We start from the raw sequence: 21,889 nt of genomic DNA on the forward strand, positions 1-21,889 counted from the left end.
TCAAACCTGGTCGGGGGTGACGTCGACCCAGCGCTCTTCGCGCGCCGCGACCAGCACGGCCTCGGTGAGCTGCGCGGCGCGGACGCCGTCGACGAACGTGGGCAGGCCGTCGGGGGTCGCACCGGCGATGGCCGCATAGGCGTCGGCGACGAAGCCGTTGAACGCGTCCTGGTAGCCCTGCCCGTGACCGGCGGGAACCCGCGAGAACCGGGCGACGCCCTCATGGGCGAGCGCCGGGTCGCGGAACAGCTGCAGGTTGCCGGCCCGGTTGCCGATCCACAGCTCCTCCGGACGCTCCTGGTCGAAGCGGATGCTGGACCGGGCGCCGTGCAGCTCGAGCGTGAGGGCGTTCTTGCGACCGGCCGCCATCTGCGAGATGAGCAGCGTGCCGATGGCGCCCGACTGCATCTCCACCAGGATCGACACCGCATCCTCGTTGGTCACGGTGTGGCCGCCGCGCTCGTCGTACACCCTCCGGGTGCGGGCGGCGAGGCGGATGATGCGCTCGCCGGCGACGAACTCGAGCAGGTCGCACAGGTGCGATCCGATGTCGGCGAACGCCCGCGAAGGACCTCCTTCGGCCGAGGTCGCGCGCCAGTCGTCGTCTTCGGGCAGCAGCATCCAGTCCTGCAGGTACCCGCAGTCGACCGTGAGCAGCGCGCCGATCTCGCCGGCGGCGACGCGGGCCCGCGCCTCGCGGACCATCGGGTGATAGCGGTAGACGAACGGCACGGCGGCCACGACTCCCCGCTCGGCGGCGGCGGCGGCGAGCGCCCGCGCCTCGGCGAGGGTCGTGGCGAGGGGCTTCTCGCAGATCACGTGCTTGCCGGCATCGATCACGCGCAGGGCGAGTGCGGTGTGCGTGGCGTTCGGGGTGCAGACGTGCACGATGTCGGCCTCGCCGCTGAGGAGCTCGTCGATGTCGCGCGCTGCGCGATCGATGCCGAGTTCCCGTGCTGCCTGTGCGGCGCGGTCGGGAGTGGAGCTGGCGAGGACGGCCGTGATGGCACCAGCCGCGCGTGCTGCGCGGCTGTGCACCTGGGCCATGAATCCTCCGCCGAGGAAGCCGGATCGGATCGTTCCGACCCCGGTGTCAGTGACGTCCGTTGTCATGCCGATGATTCTGACACACCTCGACACACTTTTGCTACCTTCTCGTCAGAAGTTTTCTTCCGATCGACGAATCTGGTTCCACGGAGATCGAAAAGGTCTGTGGTTTACTGACCCTATGAGCGACGCCGACCGCAGTTTCGGGGGCGCCTCGACCGGGGCCGGCGAGATCTTCCAGCTCCTTCTCGATGGCCACGCCCGCACCAAGGCCGACCTCGTGCATCTCACGGGGCTGGCACGATCCACCGTCTCCTCGCGCGTGGACGCCCTCCTCGCCTCCGGGCTCGTGATCCCCGCCGGCGAGGCGGCATCGACGGGCGGGCGCCCGCCCTCGCGCGTCGCCTTCAACCCGCGCGCGGGCCTCGTTCTCGCGGTCGACCTCGGCGCCTCGCATGCCACGGTCGCGATCTCCGACCTCGGCGGCCGCATCCTCGCCTCGACCACCCATGCGCTCGACATCGCGAGCGGACCGGTCGCCGTGCTCGACCACGTGGTCGCAGAGGGGCGCGGCCTCCTCGACGATGCATCCCTGCGGACGATCCCGGTCGTCGGCGTCGGGATCGGGGTACCCGGCCCTGTCGAGCACTCCTCGGGACGGCCCTACAACCCGCCCATCATGCCGGGGTGGGATCGCTTCGACATCCCCGCCTACGTGCAGCAGACCTTCGACGTCCCCGTGCTCGTCGACAACGACGTGAACGTCCTCGCCCTGGGCGAGCAGACCGCGAGCTTTCCCGAGACCACCGATCTGATCTTCGTCAAGGTCGCCACCGGCATCGGCGCCGGCATCATCGCCGGCGGCACACTGCAGCGCGGCGCGCAGGGCTCGGCGGGAGACATGGGACACGTGCGCGTCCCGCACTCCCCCGACTCGCCCCGCACGAACGATGAGGACCGTGATCTGGAGGATCTTGCGAGCGGCAGCGCGATCGCGGCCGTCCTCCGCGCACAGGGCGCCGACGCCGAGACCAGCAACGACGTGGTCGAGCTCGTCCGATCCGGCAACCCCGCGGCGATCGAAGCACTGCGCCAGGCAGGGCGCGACGTCGGCGAGGTGCTCGCCACCGTCGTGAACCTGTTGAACCCCTCGGTCATCGTGCTCGGCGGCAGCATCGCCCGCGCCGGAGAGCACCTGCTCGCGGGCGTCCGCGAGGTCGTCTACCGGCGCTCGATCCCGCTTGCCACCCAGCATCTCGCGATCGTGCAGTCCCCGACCGGAGAGCGCGCGGCCGTGCTGGGCGCCGCGGTGCTGGTCGCGCGCGAAGTGCTCTCCCCCGCCAACGTCGATGCACGCGTGGCAGCGGCGGCGCGCTGATCAGCGCCTGCGCTGCTCCCACACGTCGCGGAGTGCGGGTTCCAGCTCGGGATACGCGAACTCGTAGCCCGCGGAAGAGAGCACGCCGGGCGCCACCCAGCGACTCTTGAGCACCAGCTCGGGCTCCTTGCGCAGCACCCACATCGCCGGCTCGAGCATGAACCGCCACGACGGCAGACCGAACGGCATCCCGACCACACGACGCAGCGTCGCCATGAGACCACGGTTGTCGGTCTGCGTCGGCGCCGAGAAGTTGACCGGCCCCTCGATGGACGGATCGTCGCGGATGAACCGCACCGCCCCCACGAGATCGTCGATGTGGATCCAGCTGAACTTCTGGCGCCCCTTCGACCGTTTGCCGAGCGGCTGTTCGGGTTCGGTCGGATGCGGACCGATCCCCCGGTAGCGGCGGTGGGGGAACCACCATCCGTCGTGCTGTGTACCGCCGATCCCCCAGCGGGCGAGGCGGAAGAAGAGGTCGGTCGCGGCGCCGTCGCCGAGCACGATCGTGATGCGCATCGCCACGCGTCGCGTGCCGGGGAGCTCGCCGCGGAAGAGCTCGTCCTCCCACGCGCGCGCGACGTCCGGCGAGAAGCCGGTGTCGAACTCGGTGTCCGCTTCGGTCTGCGCGCGGTCGAGCGCATAGCGGTAGATGGTGGCGCTGCTGGCGTTCATCCAGAGCGCCGGAGGGTTCTCCGCCTTCGCCACGGCGTCATGCAGAGCCCGCGTGGTGTCCAGGCGCGAGCGCAGAAACTCCTCGCGGTTCGCGTCCGTGAAGCGGCAGTCGATCGCCTTGCCGGCCAGCCCGATCAGCAGATCCGCGCCGTCGACGAGGCGGAGGATCGCGTCCGGGTCGTCCCAGCGCGCGTCCGGACCGTTCCGCCCGATCACACTGACCTGATAGCCGTCCGCCTCAAGAGAGTCCTTGAGGGCGGAACCGAGAAAGCCCGACCCTCCGCCGAGCACCGCGCGCCGGGTCATGCGCCGACCTGGCCCTGGTCGTCGGACTCACGCCTTCGCTTCTCGATCTCCTGACGCAGCCGCCACTCCTCGATCTCGCGGTCGAGATCCGCGATCTGCTGCTCGGTGGTCCGCGTGTCCCTGGGCGGCGCCGGCGCAGGCCGCACGTCGGCGGGTGCCGAACGCGGGGCGCGTCGCATCCGCGGGATGGCGATCCCCTCGCCGCCGTACTCCCTGCCGAGCCCGAACCAGAGGAGGCTGCCGATCAGCGGCAGCAGGATGACGATGATGATCCAGACCATCTTGGGCAGGAACTTCACCTGGGAGTCGTCACGCGTGATGATGTCGATCAGCGCACCGATCATCAGAGCGATGACGAGGATCGAGATCAGGAACGACATGTGTTCAGGGTAGACGACGAACGGGCTGCGCGGTCGGGTTAGGGCAGCAGATGCCCCGCCGCCCGGAACAGCTCGTACCACTCGGCCCTGGTGAGCTCGATATCGGCCCCCGCCGCCGCATCCTGCACACGCTGGGGAGTCGTGGTGCCGAGCACGACCTGCATCTTCGCAGGGTGCCGGGTGATCCACGCCGTCGCGATCGCGATCGGGGCGACGCGGTACGACGCCGCCAAGCGGTCGATCACCGTGTTCAGCTCGGCGTACTCGGGGTTGCCGAGGAAGACTCCGGTGAAGAAGCCGCCCTGAAACGGCGACCACGCCTGGATCGTGATGCCGTTGATGCGGCAGTACTCCACGATCCCCCCGCCGTCGCGGACGATGCTCTGATCAGAGCCCGCCATGTTCGCCGCGACCGGCTGCGCGATGATCGGCGCATGCGTGATCGACAGCTGCAGCTGATTGGCCACGAGAGGCTGGCGCACGGCCGTGCGGAGCAGATCGATCTGGCGCGGCGTGTGATTGGAGACCCCGAATGCTCGCACCTTGCCCGATGCCTCCAGGTCATCGAACGCCGTGGCGACCTCGTCGGGCTCGACCAGCGCATCGGGGCGGTGCAGCAGCAGCACGTCGATGCGGTCGGTGCGCAGCGCCCGGAGAGACCCCTCGACCTGCGCCATGATGTGTTCGTACGAGAAGTCGAACATCCCCTGCGCCGGGACGATGCCGCACTTGGTCTGCAGCACGATCTCATCGCGCTCGGCCGCGCTGAGCTGCAGGGCGTCGGCGAACCGGGTCTCGCAGTGGTGCATGCTGCCGCCGTAGATGTCGGCGTGGTCGAAGAAGTCGATCCCCGCGTCACGCGCGGACTGATAGAGCGCGCGGATGTGCGCGTCGTCCTTGTCGTCGATGCGCATCATCCCTGCGATGACGGCGGGAGCGGTGGCGGATCCGAACGGCACGGTCTTCATGCCGCCACGATACCGCTGGCTTTCCGGCCCGGGGCGCGGCACGATCGACGCGCCGGTCGGGGATCACCGCCCCAGCGGCGCCCCGACCGACACATCTTCCCTATGAATCCGCGCTCGTAACCCGAGGGGACGGTACGAGCGCGGCGGGTGAGAGATCCAGCGCCAGCGCGATGTCGGCGAGCTCGGTGATCGTGAAGTCCGAGCGCCCCTGCATTCTGCGCCGTAGCGTGGAATAGGCGATTCCCGAGTTGTCCGACAGCCAGCGCCGGGAGTGCCCCGCTCTGACGAGGTGCGCGGCCACCGCTTCTGCCACCAACCGTCGGTCTTCTGTCGTCACACGGAGACACTATCCCCCCATCTGGCGACGCGCAAGCGTCCTCAGAGCCAGCATGACAGCATATTGGTTACAGGGCGGTGCTATCGTGACACGTGTGAAGACACTCTCCGATGAGTTCAACGCCGCCGTCGGGCGTCAACTGCGAGCCGAGATCGCGGCCGCCGGAAGCAGCATCGCCGCGATGGCCCGCGACATCGCGATCGCCCGCAGTGCTCTCGACAACTACGTCACCGGCAAGCGCGCCATTCCCGTCCCGGTGCTCTACGCCGTGTGCTCCCAGGTGCAGGTCGCGCCCCACCTCGTGCTCGCCAGAGCCGAAGAACGGTTGAGCGCCGACAGCGCCCAGGGAAGCGGTGTGCTGACCCCCTTCCGTCGCCGGACCAATGTCGCAGGCACCGACGACACTATCCCCGAAGTCGCCTTCGACTCCCCCGTCGGACACGAGCGCGATACCGACGACCTGTACCAGTAGGAGCACCATGGACCACCTCCTTCGACTCGTCGAGGAGAGTGGGCTCCGACTGGTGGAGCGCGCCGGCCCCACCAGGGGCGGCTACGACCACTCCGCCCTGACCATCAGGCTCGCGCCGGGCATGAGCGTGCGTACAACGACGAGCGTGCTCGCGCACGAACTCGGGCACGCGACGCTCGGACACACGGTGTCGGCCCATCCGGAGGTCCGCGCCCGTCAGGAGCGCCGCGCAGATGAGTGGGCGGCGCGATTGCTCATCTCGCCCGAGGCCTACGCCGCAGCCGAGGCGGTTCGCGGCCCGCATCGTGCGAGCCTGGCGTTCGAGCTCGGAGTCACCGTCGAACTGGTCGAGGCCTATCAGCGGATGCTGCAGCGGATCGGCACGAGCGTCTACGTCGCGCCGCGCATGGGTGCGGGCCAATGGGCGCATCGCGTCGCCGCAGAATGACCTGGCGACCGCGAACTGGTTGACTGGCGGACATGGCATTCCTCGTCGCCCCCTCCGCCGTCACCTTGACCGGAGACCTCGTCGAACTCCGACCGCTCGAGCCCTCGCATCGCGATGACCTGATCGATGCCGTGGAGGAGGGCGATCTCTGGAAGACCGCGTGGTACACCTCCGTGCCGGCACCCGACGGGGTCGAGGCGGAGATCGCGCGGCGCATCGCCCTGCGCGAGGCCGGGGAGATGATCCCGTTCACCGCGGTCGACGCCTCAGGGCGCGTGCTCGGCCTGACCTCGTACTACGACATCGTGGCCGACGTGCCACGACTGCACATCGGCTACACCTGGAACCGGCCCTCCGCGCACGGCACCGGCACGAACGCGGAGTCCAAGCTCTTGCTCCTCCAGCACGCCTTCGAGACGCTGGGGGTCTTCCGCGTCGGCCTGACGACCCAGTGGGTCAACTTCCAGTCGCGCGCGGCCATCGAGCGGCTCGGGGCGAAGCAGGACGGCGTGATGCGCGCCGTCTCCCGCTATCGCAACGGCGCCCTGCGCGACAGCGTCGAGTTCTCCATCATCGAACCGGAATGGCCGGCCGTGAAGGCGAATCTCGAAGCCCGGTTGGCGAAGCGCCGTTGATCACACGGTCAGGGCGCTGCGCTGCTCGATCAGCGGGCACGAGAACACATCCCGCTCCCCCAGCCCGACGCGGTTGATGTAGCGCACCACGATCGCGTACGACGCGAAGAGGCTGGTCTGCGTGTAGAGCACGTCATGGTCGCGGCAGTACGCCGCGACCACCGGAGCAGCCCTGCGCAGATGCGGCCGCGGCATCGACGGGAACAGATGATGCTCGATCTGGTAGTTCAGGCCGCCCATCGCGATGTCGAGCAGGCGGCTCCCGTGGATGTTGCGGCTCATCAGCACCTGACGGCGCAGGAAGTCGAGCGCCAGGTCGCGCGGCACCACCGGCATCCCCTTGTGGTTCGGGGCGAAGGCGACGCCCATGTAGAAGCCGAAGAGCCCCAGTTGCACCCCAAGGAATGCGAACGCGAGCCCCGGGGACAGCACCAGGAACACCAGCACCAGGTAGCCGATCAACCGCACGCCCAGGAAGACGATCTCGACCCAGCGCCGCTCCAGCCGCCCACGGGTGAACACCCGACGCACGCTCGAGGCATGAAGCGAGATGCCCTCCAGGAACAGGATCGGGAAGAAGAGCAGCCCCTGATGTCCGCGGAGCCAGCTGCTGGTCGGACCGCGGTGCTTCATCGCCGTCTCCGCGGTCACCGCGATGACGGGAAGCTCGATATCGGGGTCTGCGCCGAGCTTGTTGGGGTTCGCGTGGTGCCGCGTGTGCTTGCGCTGCCACCATCCGTAGCTCATGCCGACGAGCAGGTCGCCGAGGATCAGGCTGATCCAGTCGTTCCATCGGCCGGAGACGAAGATCTGACGATGCGCGGCGTCATGGCCGAGGAAGGCGATCTGGGTGAACAGGATCGCGAGCGCTGCCGCGGTGAACAGCTGCCACCACGTGTCGCCGATCCAGATGAACGCCAGCACGCACGCGGCGAGGATGAGCGGGGCTGCCACCAGCTTGGTCCAGTAGTAGCCGTAGCGGCGACGCAGGAGCCCGAGCCCGCGGACCTGCTGCGCCAACTCGGTGAACGTGCTCGATGCACGGGACGCGCTGTCGCGCTGACGTGTGCGGACGGTCGGACGGATGTCGCCCATGATGACCTCTTCTCCGACGGGTCGCCCGCTCAGCGGGAGGCGCCGCCCTCTTCCACCCAGTCCTCGATGCGCGCGTCGTCATCGACGGCGGCGGGCTCAGCACGGCGGGCGAAGACCACCGATTCCGCGAGGGCGGCGACGGATGCCGCACGGACCTGTTCGCGGTCGGAGGCGTCCTGGTATCGATGCGCGGCGATCTCACGGTCGGCCAGAAGGTCGGCGCTGATCGTCGCGAGCCTTTCCGCGATGACGGCAGCGAGGCCGTCACGGAGCTCTTCCAGGTTGGTGTTCGCGATCTCCAGACGACGATCCGCGACGCGGAGTTCGACGGTCGGGTATCCGTTCGCGGACAGGTGGGCGCGCATCTCGCTGCCCTGGATCGCGGCGACCTCGTCGCGATCCGTCTTGCGCGTGAACACCGCTTCCACGGTGTAGCGGTCGGGTGCATCGTCGGTCAGCAGCGTCGCAGGAAGCGAGCCGATCAGGACGTGCTCCAAACCCAGCAGGTCGGGACTCGGTCCCGCGATTTTCAGTTGTGCATTCATACACCGACGTTACGCCTGCAAGCTGTACGCCTCACAGGCAGGAGATCCGGTGCGCGCGTCGGAATCAGACGCACCGTTGCGGGCAGTGCGCGGTCAGTCCGTGGCCTTGCCCGCCCAGTTGTTCGACCGCTTGGTAGCGGTACCGCCCTGACGCATCATGAACGCGAGCGAGAGGGTCGTGAGCAGGAGACCACCGCAGAAGATGATCGCCTGGAAGTCCTCGAGCGTCTGCGCCAGACCCATGAGGTAGATGCCTCCGAGGAAGAGGATCATGAAGAAGATGAAGCTGAGGATCACGGGGTCTCCTGTCGTAGCGGCCGTCATCCAGGATACCGTCGCCAGCGCGACCAGCCCGCCGCCCCGCGATGAGCGCAGGATTTCGACTACGGCTTGGTGGCGTAGATGCGGAACCTGCGCTGAGTGACGACGATGGGAGCCGCCGCGTTCAGCTCGAGGAGCCGCTCGGCATGCGGTGGGACGGCGAATCCGGGCGCATCCCAGGGGACGAGGCCGATGTAGGTCACGAGCGCGAGAGCATCCAGGAACTGCATCGATCCCTCCCAACGGTCGGCGTCGTCGATCCGCATCCCTGCGTCCCGAAGGGCCTGCGAATGAGCCTCCAGCGTGACATCGGGGTAGAGGTACTCGCCTCCGAACCACTCATGGATCTCAGGTGCGTCGAAGCCGTCCACCTGCTGGGTCAGGAACCGTCCGCCGGGGACCAGAACCCGAGCGATCTCGGTCGGGTCATAGGACTCGTGACGAGACATCACCAGGTCCTGGCTCTGGTCGGGAAGGTCGAGCGGATCGCCCGCCTCCGAGTCGTACGGCAGCACCGCCACGTGGCGGGGCGCGAGGCGTGCTCGCGCTTCGGGCACGTTGGGCGCCCATCCCTCCGTCGCGACGATCCGTGGTGGGCGCGCGGACTCTCGCGCCAAGGAATCCAGAAGTGCGGACAGCCGCTCACCGCCGCCGGTTCCCAGATCGACGGCCCCGATACGCGAGTGGCGCAGCGACTGCAGACAGTCGGCCTCGAAATCCCACCAGGGGCTCTCCGAGATCAGCGCACCATCCAGCCGCGAGAAATCCCATCCGACCATCGTCGCGTCGGCATGTGCGGCCATGAGGCGTTCGAGCAGGGTCACACGGCGAGTCTGGCACGCCGAGGACGACCGTGACAGAGGCGCCCCGATCTCAGCCCTGCCCTGGAGAGCGCGCGAACACCGTGACATCGCGGCGCCGCGCGTGCTGCTGCGTCATACCGGCAAGCTCGAGACGACGGAAGACGCGGCGCGGCAGCGGGGGCAGTTCGGCGGTGAGACCCCGCGGCGGTCTGGCGAGCCCGGCGATCAGCGACAGATCCACGCCGTCGCCCTGTACCTCGATGCGCGCATAGTCGCTGCGGGTGCGCCAGACGAGCCGCTCCAGCCGTCGGAACGGGATCACGTGGATCGACTCCCCCACCGTCACGCGCAGTTCGTCGTTGCCGAATGCCACCCGGCAGGACTCGGTTCGGCGACGCAGCACGCCCGTGAACACGAGATACGCGGGCAATGCGATCAGCACGCCCACCAGGATGATCGTGAAGCGCGCGCCCATGCGCAGCACCACATCGTCGAACGCGATCACCAGCGCGGTGCCGCCCAGGCCGAAGACCACGACGATCACGATGATCGCCGCGGTGAGCGCGCGCATGCGCAGCGGGATGCCGGGGAAGCGCACACCCGACCCGTCGCCGATCTCCTCGCGCTCCCACTCCGGCGTCACCGGCACGGGTCGCTTCTTCGTCTCACGCTGCGTCATGACGTCGGTGACGCGTGAGAGCAGGCCGAGCCAGATCCATCCGGTCGCGGGAATCGCCGCGAGCCGCCCCACGACCGCACCGGCCTGTACCGCCTCCGGCAGCGAGTCCACGACGTCATTCCCGTACTCGACGGTGAACGCGATGGCCGCACCGAGCATGACAGCGACACCGGCGTGCAGGAACACGCCGTTGCGCGCGGGCACCATCCGCATCGTCGCCTTGACGAAGGCGAAACCGAAGCACCAGCCGCCGACCAGCATCAGCAGGAACGGGAAGAAGCTCAGGTCGTCCCCGGCCAGCGTCCAGACGAACGCAGCGAGCAGCAGCACCGCACCCCAGATCAGCGGGTTGCGGATCAGACGCCGCCCCACGGTGCGACTCACCTGGACGTCGAGGGCGGAGTCGGTCATCGCAGCAATCCTAGGCCGTGGGGCGAACCCCCAGGCAGGTCGACGCCCCGCTACAGCCGTCAGCCTCCCGAGGGGTTCTCGAGCGGCGTGCCGTCGTCGTCGGTGGTCTCTCGCTCGAGGATCTCGTCGGTGCTATCGGGCGCACCGCCCGATGCGGTGTCGGCCTCTTCGTCAGGACCGGGAGTCCCCTGCGTGTTCTTCGGATCGCTCATGATTCTCTCCTCGGTTCGGTCCGGCGAGGCTACGTGCCCCGGGGCACGGCGGCGAAGGGGGTTGACGTGGGTCGTCGGGGCGAGTTCTCGACGGATCGACTCAGGAATCGCGACGGCCGATGCGGTCGACTCGACACGGGTGTAGGTTGCGGAGATGGAGCCGATCCGAGTGGGCCTCGTGGCCGACCCGGCTTCGCCCACAGCGGTGGCGCGTCGGATGACCGACCTCACGCCTCCCCTCGCCGCTCGCGCCGACGACTGGATCATCGAACTCGTCAGCGAGCCGTTCACGCTCGGATCTGAAGACGTCGACGTCGCGCTGGGACGGCTCCGCACGCACGCGGTTCAGAAGCGCTGGGATCTCGTCATCGGCGTCACCGAGCTTCCGCTTCGCGATGACGACGGTCGCTACCTGCTGGCGGCGATCGATCCTCGCCGCCGATCCGCTGTGCTGTCGTTGCCCGCGCTGGGCGGTTTCCGGGTGCAGACCCGCGCCCGCCGCGCGGTACGAGGGCTCGTCGACGGGATGGCCGAACCGGCCGTGTCTGACGAACAGCGCCTGCCGCTCCCCCGGCTCAGTGCCCGAGGGCGCGTGCTTCTGGGCATGGTGCTGGCCAACCGTCCCTGGCTGCTGGCGGCAGGACTCAAGTCCGCACTGGTCGCGGCACTGGCGACCGGCGCGGTGGCGACGATCGAGCCGACAGTGTGGTCGCTCGCCATCTCACTGTCGGGCTGGCGTCTGGCGGCGGCCACGTTGGCCTCCATCACGATCATCATCGCCTGGATCGTGATCGACGGCAGGCTCTGGGACCGCCCCGACGACAGCTCTCCTGCGGCGCGTGAGAGGTCCCGTCTCTACAACACCTCGACGCTGCTGACTCTGACCATCGGCATCATCATCTGCTATCTGGCTCTGTACGTCGTGAACCTGGCCTGGGCGCTCTTCGTGCTCGACACGACGGTGATGAGCGAGTCCCTCGGCAGAGCCGTCGGAACCGGTGATCTTTTCGTGCTCAGCTGGTTCGTCGCGTCGGCGGCGACACTCGGCGGGGCGCTGGGCACGGGTCTGGAGTCCGACGATGCGATCCGCGCCGCCACGTACTCGAAGCGCGAAGAGGAGCGACGCGCACGCCTGGCTGATGAGCGCGTCTGAATCGGCGATGCACGAGGGCGCTTCGTAGAACGGACTCCCGGTCTCAGGACGCCGATGGCGCCCAGGTCAAGGACAGCTGATGGCGGGTCTCCCGATGATCCAGCACGATGCTCGTCACCGGATCGGGATGCGCGGGTGAGGTGACGGGTCTCGGAAGCGTCAGGGTGATCGGTCCCGTGCGCACCCATGCGGACTCCGCGCTCCCCGCCAGTGTCACGGCGATGCCCGACGCGCTCCACTCCAAGAGCTCGACGGTGAGCGCCGTCCGCGTCGTGAGTCCGGTCACCGCCCCCTCGGCCCAGGAATCGGGAAGGGCGGGGAGAAGGGTGATCGCGTCGCGGGACGAGCCGACAAGCATCGCCGCCACGACGGCGGGAAGCGCGCCGCTCGCGTCGAGGTTGAAGATCGCGCCCGAGTCGTGCGTCGTCGACATCGCCGGGGTGAAGTGCAGCGCGGCGAGCCAGTGCAGACACTGCTCCGCGCTCGGCGCGTCGCCCAGGGCCGCGGCGGCGAGTCCGAGCTGCGCAAGCCCGAAGGCCATCTCGCCGTTGCCGGGAGGCGGGCCAGGGTCCTCGGCGCGCCAGGCGATCTTCTCCTGCACGAGCCGTCGCGCCGCCGCCCGCATCGGGGTCGCCTCGAACGCGGGGTCCATGTCATACCAGAGCGGATACAGCTCGCTCGTATGCCGGTGCGCACGGTGCGGCAGAAAGACGGGGTCGGCCCATTCGGCCAGCACCCCGTCGTCGTCGATGCGGAACTTCGGCTCGACGACGGGGAGAAGGATGGGGTCCCTGCCGTGCGCCTCGGCCAGCACACGACCGGCACGATCGACATCGCGCAGCACCGCGATGTCCATGGTCGCGTTCACCGCGAGCGGTGTCGCCGCACCGCCAGGGGTGTTCTCCGGCGAATAGGACGGTGCGACAGGTCCGTGCGCGATCACATCGCGCGAGAAGAGGAGGATCCCCTCGATCAGCTGCCAGGTCTCGTCGTCGACCAGCTCACGGTCCCCGGAACTCAGGACCGCGTCCGCCAGCATGCGCAACACCCACCCGCCGCCGCTGATCCAGAACTGGTGAGGGAAGCCGTCGGAGAAGTGGTTCGCAAGGCCGTGAGTGCTCATCCGGCTCGGCAGCATCGCTCCATCGAATCCGAAGATGCGCGCGGCGTTGGTGCGGAAGTCGGAGAGATGCGGAACGAGCAGGCGGAAGAGGGATGCCGTCAACTCCGGTGTGCCGGTGGGCACCAGCGACGCCATCCCGCCGTTCTGCACGTTGCCGTTCAGCGTGTAGTCGGCCGACCACGCCGGCGACCACGTCCCCTGCCACACCCCCTGCAGGGTGGCAGGGAGCTCTCCGGTCGCACTGATGATGTTGGCCCGCCCGGCGGCGTAGGCCAGTTCGATGAGCGCGCGCATCATCCGGGGGTCGCCGTCCGCTCCCTCCCGCAGCGTCTCCGTGGCGACGTCCTCCGGCACCCCCGACGCGAGGTCCAACCCCGAGGCGCCGTGCAGAGCGGCCTGGTCGCCGAGCGGGAGCGTATCGGGGTCGCTGTCGCCGTGACGCAGTTCGACCTCGAACTCGGCCCATCTCCCGCCCTCGACGTCGACGGCGAACTCCGCACCGGTATCGTCGACGAGCCGCACTGTTGCGTCCTGCGCGCTCACCGTGGTCGTCAGCGTCGCCCGCTCCCCCGCGGTGCCTGCACTCACGGTGAGGGCCGCCTCGGTCGGCGCCCGCAGTTCCACCGCGGCATCCGCGAACCCCCTATAACTCGCGGCGCCGGGGATGTCGGCGGTCAGATCACCGGTCACCCCGAGCCTGAGACGTACCGTCGCCGGAGCCGACGACCGCACGGCGATGCGGACCCGCCGTCCTCCGCGCGGCGCCGAGACCCGCAACTCCCGGTGGATGCCGTCGACCTGCCAGGCGATGATGACCTCTCCCGTCGCGAGGTTGCGGTGTCGCCGATAGGCCCCGGGCTTCGCACCTACCGGGCCGCCCGCGCCTCCACCCTCATCCGGGGCATCGATGACCAGCCGTAGCTCGGCACCGGGTGCCAGCGGATCGGTCCAGATCATCTGCGAGAAATCGGCGGAGCCGGTGGTCTCCGTGATGATCGCCGCAGCCTTCTCCGCCTCGTGCGCCAGCAGCGCGGTGCGGATACGCGGCATCGCCTCGACAAAGCGCGGCGGAGGGGTGCGTGCGTTGACGGGCAGGAAGAACCGCTCATGCGTCAGCGAGATCGCATGCTCGTCCGGACTCCCCCAGACGACCGCTCCGACCCGACCGCTGCCGACGAGCATGCCGAGGTCCCAGCTCGGCGCGGTGCTCGCGCTGACGAAGTGGGATCGGCTCTTCATACGTCGTCCTTCCGGTGGCGGCGATCGGGTGCGCGTCAGCGCACGCGGGTGCGCGTCAGCGCACGCGGGTGCGCGTCAGCGCACGCGGGTGCGCGTCAGCGCACGCGGGTGCGCGTCAGCGCACGCGGGTGCGGCGACCCTCGTCGCCGGCGCTCTCCTCGACAGCCGCGAGCACCCGCTGCACCTGGTACGCATCGGCGAAAGACGGCGATTCCGGTGTTCCGTCGATGGAGCGCACGAAGTCGACGATCTGGTGCGTGAACGTGTGCTCATAGCCGATGCCGTGGCCAGTGGGCCACCACGCGTCGGCGTAGGGGTGCGCGGGATCGGTGGCCTGGATCGTGCGGAACCCGCGGCGGTCATCCGCGTCGTCGTCGCTGTAGAACTCGAGCTCGTTCATCCGCTCGAAGTCGAAGGCCACGGAGCCGCGGTCGCCGTTGATCTCGATGCGGTTGGCGTTGCGGCGGCCGAGCGCCATGCGCGTCGCCTCGAACACGCCGAGCGCGCCCCCGCTGAAGTCGGCGATGAACGCGGCGGCATCGTCGACATCGACCGGCAGGCGCTCGGCGTCGAGATCGCCTCGGCCGCCGAGCCCCACTTCGGCGCTCCGACGAGGACGCGACGACACGAACGTGCGGAGGTGCGCGGACACGCCCACGATCCGCTCGCCGGTCAACCACTGCGCCGTGTCGATGCTGTGCGCGCCGATGTCGCCGAGGGCGCCGGAGCCCGCCGATGCGCGGTCGAGACGCCACGTGTGCGGAGCATCCGCGTCGCTCAGCCAGTCCTGCAGATACTGTGCGCGGACGTGCCTGATGGTGCCGAGCGCTCCCTCCGCGATGAGTCGGCGCGCCGACGCGAGCGCGGGGGTGCGCCGGTAGCTGTAGCCGCACATCGCGACGACACCCTGCCGTGCCGCGGCATCCGCGGCAGCGACCATGTCGGCGGCATCGGCCGGATCGTTCGCGAGCGGCTTCTCGCAGAGCACGTGCTTGCCGGCGCCGAGGGCCGCGATCGCGATCTCCGCGTGCGTGTCGCCGGGAGTGCAGATGTCGACCACGTCGATGTCGTCGCGTGCGACCACCGTCCGCCAGTCATCCGACCAGCTCTCCCAGCCCCAGTCGCGCGCCGCTGTGTGCCCTCGTGCCTCGTCGCGCGACACCAGGACCGAGAGCTGGGGCTCGCGCGGCAGGTCGAAGAAGCGCGGTGCGGTGCGCCAGGCGTGCGAATGCGCTCGTGCCATGAAGCCCGCACCGATCACGGCCACACGCAGCGGGCTCGTCGTCATGATGCCACCTCCGTTCGCTCGATCGCCGTGACGCCCGGCTCTGGTTCCAACTGCAGCTCCACCGTCGCGAAGGAGTGCGGCGGCAGGGTCACCGTCAGCCTCCCGCCGTGGATCACCGCGTCGAGCGCACGCGGGGCCACCCGGTCGGGAGCTGCGGCGTCGTTGTAGGCCGACGCGTCGTCGCCGGTGAGCACGCGAGCCCTGGCGACGCTCGCACCTCGCCCGCGCAGATCGATGCTCACGGTGCAGTCGGCATCGATCGCGAGATGGCTGAGCGAGATCAGGGCGGTGTCGCCCCGAGTCGAGGCCGACAGCGAGATCAGGGGGAGGTCGCCTCCCCGCACGCGGTTCGTCGGCACCTCGCGCAGGTGCGCGGGCAGGTGCAGCGCGTCCTGATGCCCCTTGTTCATCTCGAACACGTGGTAGGTCGGCGTCAGCACGAGCGCGTCGCCGTCCGTGAGCACCATCGCCTGCAGCACGTTGACGGTCTGGGCGATGTTCGCCATCGAGATCCGCCGTGCATAGCGGTGGAAGACGTCGAAGTGGATGCCCGCGACCAGCGCGTCCCGCACGGTGTTCTGCTGGAAGAGGAACCCCGGATTGGTGCCCTCCTCGACGTTCCACCAGGTCCCCCACTCGTCGCACACCAGCGAGACGCGGTTGTCGGGGTCGTAGGAATCCATCACAGCCACGTGTCCGCGCACGACGCGTTCCACGTCGGCGGCGTAGGCCATCGTGTCGTAGTACTTCTCGTCACTGAACGGTGCCGCGTGCTCGGTGTTGATGCCCGATCCTGAGTGCGTGTAGTAGTGGAAGGAGATGGCCTGGTACGGCAGGGTCCCGTAGAGCGTGCAGCCGTGGCACTCCATGAGCGTCTTCATCAGGACCCGCGTCCAGTCGAGGTCGTCTTCGTTGGCGCCCGCCGCGATGCGGGTGAGCCGGTTCTCGCCGTGATCGTGGGCGAAGGTGGCGTAGCGTCGCGCCTCCTCCGCGTAGTGGGCGGCCGACATGTGGCCGCCGCATCCCCACGCCTCGTTACCCAATCCCCAGAACGGCACCTTCCAGGGCTCGTCCCGCCCGTTCTCCCGCCGCAACCGCGCCATGGGGCTGTCGTCGCCGCGGGTGAGGTACTCCACCCATTCGGCCATCTCCTGCACCGTGCCGCTGCCGATGTTGCCGTTGACGTACGCGTCGGCTCCGAGGAGGTCGCACAGATCCATGAACTCATGCGTGCCGAAGTGGTTGCTCTCCACCACATCACCCCAGTTGGTGTTCGCGATACGCGGCCGCAGCTCCCGCGGACCGATGCCGTCGCGCCAGTGGTAGGTGTCGGCGAAGCAGCCGCCCGGCCAGCGGAGGTTCGGGATGTCGAGGGCCTTCAGCGCCTCCACGATGTCGAGTCGGATGCCGCGCACATTCGGGATGTCGGAGTCCTCGCCCACCCAGAAGCCGTCATAGATGCAACGCCCCAGATGCTCGGCGAAGTGCCCGTAGATGTGGCGGTTGATGCGGTCGCCGGTCACGTCGAGGTCGATCACCGCACGTGCGGTGGTGGCAGTGGTGGTCAACGCTTTCTCCAGGATTTCTCGGGGGTGAAGGGGATGAGCGACGGCCGCTCCGGGGCCGTGGTCAGATCGATGCGTCGGCCGACGCGTGCGGATTCCGTCAAGGCCGTCATCATCTCGAGCACGTGCAGGGCGATGTCGCCGCGGGCGCTCCCTGCGCCGGTGGCGAGGCGATCGAGCACGCCGATGCCGCGGCCGGCGTTCTCGTACCCGGCGCGCTCGACGACGGGCGTCCAGACGTCTTCGGCGGGTCGCCGCACCCGGACGACGCCTTCGAACAGATTCGGGTCGGGCACCGACAGCGTGCCCGTCTCCCCGTGGACCTCGAGCGGCGCAGCGTCCGTGGCTGCGCCGTCGAAACTGAACGTGACGGTCGAGATCGCTCCGCCGACATGCTCGAGCGTCCCGGTCACGTGCGTGTCGATCTCGACCGGGATGCTCTCCCCCGCCCGGGGACCGGAGGCGATCGTGCGCACGGCCCGGGGACGCGACGACGCCCCGGAGACGCGCGCGACGGGCCCGAGCAGATGGAACAGCGTGGTGAGGTAGTACGGCCCCATGTCGAACAGCGGACCGCCGCCGTCACGGTAGTAGAAGTCCGGGTGGGGATGCCACGCCTCGTGCCCCGACGACACCCAGGTCGCCACCGCGGCGACGGGCCGGCCGATGCTGCCGGCATCCACGGCGGCACGTGCCGTCTGCACGCCGGTACCGAGCACGGTATCCGGCGCGCAGCCGACCCAGGCCGACCCTGCGGCCTCGACGACCCGGCGGGCATCGCCGAGGGTCGCCGCGAGGGGCTTCTCTCCGAAGACGTTCTTGCCCCCGGCGAGCGCGGCGAGCGCCACCTCGGCGTGCGCGGACGGGATCGTGAGGTTGATCACGGTGTGCACCGACGGATCCGTGACGAGCTCATCGACGTCGAGCACGCGGCACCCGGGGTAGCGTGCGGCGACCGCCTCGGCTCTGGCCGTGTCGAGGTCGGCTGTCGCGGCGATGCGCACATCGGGGTGAGACCCGAGCGTGTCGAGGTACTGCGCCGAGATGACGCCGAGTCCGATTATTCCGATACCGTGCGGCTGGCCCACAGCATCCCCCTCTCGATGATGGTGCGGACACTCGTGTCGCGGAGGACGACGAGGCTGTGCCCTGGTGTGGCCACGAAGACCCGGCCCTTGCCCCACTCGCGCGTCCAGACGGCCGGCGAGGTGATCGGCCGGTGCCAGGGGTGGAACGGCTGCACAGGATGGGTGGTCGTGGCGAGGACGTCGTTGAGGTCGTCGGTGAGCACCCAGTACTGCTCCGTGCGAAGCGTGAAGTCCTCGATGCCCTCCATGATCGGGTGCCGCCGTCCGAGATCGGTGAGGTCGACGGTGTAGCAGAGGAAGTTGTCCGCCTCGCCGCCCTCGCGCTCAGCCGGGTGCTTGCCGGGGTGGGTGGCGAACTGGCCGCCGATGAGCTGCAGGTAGTCGGAGCTGTTGCGGTAGGAGTCGGCGATGCCGCCGTGCCATCCGGCGAGTCCGGTGCCGCGCTCGACCGCACCGCGCAGCCCCTTCAGCGCCTCCTCCGAGATGTCCGACATCGTGACGCTCTGCACGATGAGGTCGGTGCGGTCCATCTCCTCGCGGTCGGCGTAGACCTCGTTGGAGTCCTCGACGCGCACGTCGAAACCGTTGTCGACGAGGAACGGGAGGAACATGTCGGTGGCTTCGACGGGGCGGTGACCGTCCCAGCCTCCGCGGACCACGAGTGCTCTGCGCGCGGTCATGGCCGTGCCTCCCGCCGCGCGGCCGGTTCCCGCAGGCGCACCTCTGATCCGCGCGCGTTCAGCGCTGTCGGCAGCGTCGTCTTCATCGACTCGTCCCTCCGCATCGACGGGCATGTGCAACGTCCGACACGATGCCATCGACGTGTGGCGGAACGCACCGTTTTTGCGCAAAATAGCTTCATGGCCAGTCCCCCTCGCCCCACGCTCACCGATGTCGCGGCGCAGGCCGGGGTCAGCATCGCCACGGCGTCGCGGGCGCTGCGGGCACGGGGAGAGATGGCCGCGGATACGCGATCGCGGGTGCTGCGCGCCGCGGCAGAACTCGGCTACTCGACCGTCGGCCAGCGGCGCGGGCGTCCGCGGCGCGGCACGTCCCTGATGTTCGACCTCGTGCTGGGCCACTTCCACGACCCCTACACCGAGGAGATCACCGCGGGCGCCCGCACCACCGCCTCCGAGCTCGGATACGACCTGGTCCTGACGGCCGAGCGCGATGACCCCGCGGATGACTGGCACGAGCGCATCCGCTCGCGCGGTTCCGCCGGGGTCATCGTCGGCCTCATCGTGCCGACGAGCACCCAGATCGCCGCGATGCATCGGGCCTCCATCCCGCTGGTGCTGATGGAACCGCCGTCCGAAGCGTCGAGCCCGTTGCCGAGCCTGCGCACCACCGACAGCGCCGGCGGCGGGGCGGCTGCCGAGCACCTCGTCGCGCGCGGGGCTCGGCGCTTCATCGTGATCGGCGGAGCACCGTCCTACCGGTACGGACGCGCGCGAGTCGACGGTTTCGTGCGCACGATCGACGAGATCGCCCCCGGCGCTCCGTGCGTGCGCACCAGCGCGGACTGGAGCGCCTGGGATGCCAGGAGGGCCTGCGCGCGTGCGCTCGCGGAGCTGCCCGGCAGCGGACCGATCGGCGTTTTCGCGTGCTCCGACGAGATGGCGGCCGGCGCCTATCGGGCGATCGCCGACAGCGACCGCAACATCCCGCGCGATGTCATGGTGGTGGGCTTCGACGATGTACGCGGAGCACGGTGGCTGCATCCGTCGTTGACCACGATCCGCCAGCCGATCCGGGAGATGGCGTCGGCAGCCGTGCGCATCCTCGCGCAGGTGACGTCGGGGGGCGTGGTCTCGAATGAGGCCATCGTCATGCCGACGGAGCTCGTCGAGCGCGGCTCGACGCGCCCTGTCATCACGGAGTGACCGTGGTACGCACCGGGAAGTACACCGAGTAGCGTTCGTCGGTCACCTCGTTGAGCGGGATGAATCGGATGCCGGCGTCGCGGCCGACCGTGCGATAGCGCACCAGCCACTGCGTCCATTGCCGTTCGTCGTCGGCGGCGAGCAGGGTGGACGGCTCCGCCGGGTCGCCCTCCAGACAGACTTCTCGGTCGACGAGTCCGGCGAGCACCAGCGGCCCTTCGACGAAGGCCACCGTCTGGGGCTCGTCCGGGATCGGCACGGTGCGCAGCAGGAACGGGAACTCGACGTCGACGGTCGTCGCACCGCCGGGATGGACGAGTTCGAGGAACCGGCCCTCGCGGCGCCAGGGCGCCGTCGTCGTCACCAGCGGATCGCTCGACGTCCACTCCGGCACGCGGAGACGCACCGTCGCCGGCACTCCCTCTTCCGACGTGACGGCGACCTGCACGCGCACTGCCATCGGGCGGTGCGTCTCTCCTCCCGGCCCTGCATTGGAATCAGGACCGACGTAGCCGGCGTCGTCGCCGAGGCGCACGTCGACGGTCACCGGTGCACCCGCCGCCATCGTCTCGGCGCGCACCGGCAGGTACTGCGCCACCGTCAGCGTGTCGTCGTCGGCATAGACAGCGAGGGAGGCGACGCGGGTATGCGCCTGCACGAGGCTCCCATGGCAGCACCAGAAGTCCTCCGTCGGTGTGCCCCACCTCTTGCGCGCGCCGCCCTCGAGCGGCAGGAAGTAGGCGACCATGCCGGTCTCCGGGTGCTGTTGCGCCAGCAGACCGTTGTGCAGATTCGCCTCGATGTAGTCGAGGTGGACCGGGTCGCCGCCCCACCGGTACAGCACGTCGGCGAGGCGGATCATGTTGTACACCGAGCAGTGCTCCTGCGTCTTCGCTCCCCGGCGCGCGGCGAAGGAGAACGGGGGCGTCCAGATCTCGCCGGACGTCTGCCCGCCGGTGCAGAAGGTGCCTCGACGGGTGACCGCCCACTCCCAGTACTGTTCGACCACGCGCTTCCAGCGCTCCTCACCGGTGACCTCGAACGCGCGCGCGGCCCCCAGCACCTCGGGGATCGTCGTGTTGGCGTGCATGTTGGTGAGCGCATCCTCCCCGGCCAGCAGCGCATCGAAGAGAGAAGCATGCCAGTACCGGTCGAGGAGCTCGCGATAGAGCTCGTCTCCCGTCGCCTCGAGGAGGTCGGCCCACACCTCCAGCATCCCGCCGGTCTCCACATCCAGGATCTGCTGGAACCGCTCTCGATCGAAGCCTCGCGCCCACTCGGCGATCGCGCCGGCCGCGCGGTGCGCGATCTGCAGGCAGCGCTCGTCTCCGAGGTCGCGGTAGACGTCGACGAGCCCCATGAACGTCTTGTGGATCGCATACTGCGGGGCCCACACATCCCGCCCCTCCGCGAGTCGCCTCAGGAAGGAGGGCGGCGTCGCGAAGACCCATTCGCCTCCGTTCTCCTCCTGGCACTGCGTGAGCAGCCCGATCACTCCCTCGAGCATGGCGCGAAGCACCACGTCTCCGGTCGCCGCGATCTCCCGGGCTGCCGCCGACATCCAATGACCGAGGAAGTGCCCGCGCAGCAACGATCCCGGTGTCTCCCATCCCCAGTGCCGCTCGAGCCCTCGATCCTTCGCCGAGGAGCCCGACGGCTGCAGATGCCAGGCCTGGTCACCGATGCCGGCCTCGATCAGATGGTTCTGCATCAGATTCCGCTCCGACAACGACACGAGGTAGTCACGATTGCGGCGCCGGCGGCGGTCGAAGACACCCCCGGTGAGGCGTGCAGCCGAAGGCGGGAGTGCGACGGTGGGCATGATTCCTCCTGAT

General features: G+C 69.2%; 23 protein-coding genes. 6 read left to right on the forward strand and 17 right to left on the reverse strand.

Going from position 1 to position 21,889, the window contains the following annotated elements; all coding sequences use genetic code 11:
- On the reverse strand, positions 1–1,113 hold the full coding sequence (locus KZC51_RS15035) for a Gfo/Idh/MocA family protein (protein WP_247630841.1): 1,113 nt from the start codon (positions 1,111–1,113) through the stop codon (positions 1–3).
- 115 nt (positions 1,114–1,228) lie between these two features.
- Between KZC51_RS15035 and KZC51_RS15040 the strand changes: the two genes are divergently transcribed.
- Entirely contained in the window at positions 1,229–2,425 is a 1,197-nt protein-coding gene (locus KZC51_RS15040) for an ROK family transcriptional regulator (RefSeq protein ID WP_247630842.1), read from the forward strand.
- On the opposite strand, the gene KZC51_RS15045 is transcribed toward KZC51_RS15040, so the two are convergent.
- The 4 genes from KZC51_RS15045 to KZC51_RS15060 form a co-directional block, all read right to left on the reverse strand.
- Positions 2,426–3,406: an epimerase gene (locus KZC51_RS15045; RefSeq protein WP_247630843.1), complete on the reverse strand. Its 981-nt coding sequence runs from the start codon at positions 3,404–3,406 to the stop codon at positions 2,426–2,428.
- Positions 3,403–3,786 carry a PLDc N-terminal domain-containing protein gene (locus KZC51_RS15050; RefSeq protein WP_247630844.1) on the reverse strand — a complete coding sequence of 128 codons (384 nt, stop codon included), beginning with the start codon at positions 3,784–3,786 and terminating at the stop codon, positions 3,403–3,405. The genes KZC51_RS15045 and KZC51_RS15050 overlap by 4 nt, the downstream gene beginning before the upstream one ends.
- Before the next feature lie 38 nt (positions 3,787–3,824).
- Positions 3,825–4,754, reverse strand: coding sequence for an aldo/keto reductase (locus KZC51_RS15055; protein ID WP_247630845.1), 930 nt, complete (start codon positions 4,752–4,754; stop codon positions 3,825–3,827).
- A 100-nt stretch (positions 4,755–4,854) separates the two neighbouring features.
- Positions 4,855–5,091 (reverse strand): helix-turn-helix domain-containing protein, encoded by a 237-nt coding sequence (locus KZC51_RS15060; protein ID WP_247630846.1) that lies wholly within the window; start codon positions 5,089–5,091, stop codon positions 4,855–4,857.
- Positions 5,092–5,185: 94 nt separating this feature from the next.
- Between KZC51_RS15060 and KZC51_RS15065 the strand changes: the two genes are divergently transcribed.
- From KZC51_RS15065 to KZC51_RS15075, 3 genes are read left to right on the forward strand one after another with little or no spacing between them, the layout of a single operon-like run.
- On the forward strand, positions 5,186–5,563 hold the full coding sequence (locus KZC51_RS15065; RefSeq protein ID WP_247630847.1) for an XRE family transcriptional regulator: 378 nt from the start codon (positions 5,186–5,188) through the stop codon (positions 5,561–5,563).
- Between the two features lie 7 nt (positions 5,564–5,570).
- On the forward strand, positions 5,571–6,011 hold the full coding sequence (locus KZC51_RS15070; protein ID WP_247630848.1) for an ImmA/IrrE family metallo-endopeptidase: 441 nt from the start codon (positions 5,571–5,573) through the stop codon (positions 6,009–6,011).
- A gap of 32 nt (positions 6,012–6,043) precedes the next feature.
- The gene (locus KZC51_RS15075) at positions 6,044–6,646 is read left to right on the forward strand and encodes a GNAT family N-acetyltransferase (protein WP_247630849.1); all 603 of its coding nucleotides are present in this window, start codon (positions 6,044–6,046) and stop codon (positions 6,644–6,646) included.
- Here KZC51_RS15075 and KZC51_RS15080 read toward each other — a convergent pair whose 3' ends face one another.
- From KZC51_RS15080 to KZC51_RS15105, 6 genes are all read right to left on the reverse strand, one after another.
- The gene (locus KZC51_RS15080; protein ID WP_247630850.1) at positions 6,647–7,741 is read right to left on the reverse strand and encodes a fatty acid desaturase family protein; all 1,095 of its coding nucleotides are present in this window, start codon (positions 7,739–7,741) and stop codon (positions 6,647–6,649) included. It abuts the gene before it with no gap.
- A 29-nt stretch (positions 7,742–7,770) separates the two neighbouring features.
- Complete coding sequence (locus KZC51_RS15085) at positions 7,771–8,286, reverse strand: hypothetical protein (RefSeq protein WP_247630851.1); 516 nt, start codon at positions 8,284–8,286, stop codon at positions 7,771–7,773.
- A gap of 93 nt (positions 8,287–8,379) precedes the next feature.
- Entirely contained in the window at positions 8,380–8,583 is a 204-nt protein-coding gene (locus KZC51_RS15090) for a hypothetical protein (protein ID WP_247630852.1), read from the reverse strand.
- Between the two features lie 86 nt (positions 8,584–8,669).
- A complete protein-coding gene (locus KZC51_RS15095; RefSeq protein WP_247630853.1) occupies positions 8,670–9,431 on the reverse strand; it encodes a class I SAM-dependent methyltransferase in 762 nt (253 codons plus the stop codon).
- A 49-nt stretch (positions 9,432–9,480) separates the two neighbouring features.
- Positions 9,481–10,500, reverse strand: coding sequence for a hypothetical protein (locus KZC51_RS15100; RefSeq protein ID WP_247630854.1), 1,020 nt, complete (start codon positions 10,498–10,500; stop codon positions 9,481–9,483).
- A gap of 59 nt (positions 10,501–10,559) precedes the next feature.
- Positions 10,560–10,712 carry a hypothetical protein gene (locus tag KZC51_RS15105; RefSeq protein WP_247630855.1) on the reverse strand — a complete coding sequence of 51 codons (153 nt, stop codon included), beginning with the start codon at positions 10,710–10,712 and terminating at the stop codon, positions 10,560–10,562.
- A 154-nt stretch (positions 10,713–10,866) separates the two neighbouring features.
- Here KZC51_RS15105 and KZC51_RS15110 point away from each other — a divergent pair, with 154 nt between their 5' ends.
- Positions 10,867–11,865 carry a hypothetical protein gene (locus tag KZC51_RS15110; protein ID WP_247630856.1) on the forward strand — a complete coding sequence of 333 codons (999 nt, stop codon included), beginning with the start codon at positions 10,867–10,869 and terminating at the stop codon, positions 11,863–11,865.
- 43 nt (positions 11,866–11,908) lie between these two features.
- Here the strand turns inward: KZC51_RS15110 and KZC51_RS15115 are convergent, their stop codons facing one another.
- From KZC51_RS15115 to KZC51_RS15135, 5 genes are all read right to left on the reverse strand, one after another.
- Positions 11,909–14,227, reverse strand: coding sequence for a glycosyl hydrolase family 95 catalytic domain-containing protein (locus tag KZC51_RS15115; protein WP_247630857.1), 2,319 nt, complete (start codon positions 14,225–14,227; stop codon positions 11,909–11,911).
- A gap of 115 nt (positions 14,228–14,342) precedes the next feature.
- Positions 14,343–15,518, reverse strand: a complete 1,176-nt coding sequence (locus tag KZC51_RS15120; RefSeq protein ID WP_372491809.1) for a Gfo/Idh/MocA family protein — start codon at positions 15,516–15,518, stop codon at positions 14,343–14,345.
- Positions 15,512–17,083, reverse strand: coding sequence for an alpha-N-arabinofuranosidase (locus KZC51_RS15125; RefSeq protein ID WP_247630859.1), 1,572 nt, complete (start codon positions 17,081–17,083; stop codon positions 15,512–15,514). Before KZC51_RS15125 ends, KZC51_RS15120 begins: the two co-directional genes overlap by 7 nt.
- Positions 17,080–18,168: a Gfo/Idh/MocA family protein gene (locus tag KZC51_RS15130; RefSeq protein WP_247630860.1), complete on the reverse strand. Its 1,089-nt coding sequence runs from the start codon at positions 18,166–18,168 to the stop codon at positions 17,080–17,082. Before KZC51_RS15130 ends, KZC51_RS15125 begins: the two co-directional genes overlap by 4 nt.
- Positions 18,141–18,848, reverse strand: a complete 708-nt coding sequence (locus tag KZC51_RS15135; protein WP_247630861.1) for a ThuA domain-containing protein — start codon at positions 18,846–18,848, stop codon at positions 18,141–18,143. The genes KZC51_RS15130 and KZC51_RS15135 overlap by 28 nt, the downstream gene beginning before the upstream one ends.
- Before the next feature lie 180 nt (positions 18,849–19,028).
- On the opposite strand from KZC51_RS15135, the gene KZC51_RS15140 reads away from it, so the two are divergent.
- Positions 19,029–20,054, forward strand: coding sequence for a LacI family DNA-binding transcriptional regulator (locus KZC51_RS15140; RefSeq protein WP_247630862.1), 1,026 nt, complete (start codon positions 19,029–19,031; stop codon positions 20,052–20,054).
- Here the strand turns inward: KZC51_RS15140 and KZC51_RS15145 are convergent.
- On the reverse strand, positions 20,044–21,876 hold the full coding sequence (locus tag KZC51_RS15145; RefSeq protein WP_247630863.1) for a beta-L-arabinofuranosidase domain-containing protein: 1,833 nt from the start codon (positions 21,874–21,876) through the stop codon (positions 20,044–20,046). The genes KZC51_RS15140 and KZC51_RS15145 overlap by 11 nt on opposite strands.
- Between the last annotated feature and the right edge of the window lie 13 nt (positions 21,877–21,889).

This window comes from Microbacterium croceum (assembly GCF_023091245.1).
Classification (GTDB): Bacteria; Actinomycetota; Actinomycetes; order Actinomycetales; family Microbacteriaceae; genus Microbacterium; species Microbacterium croceum.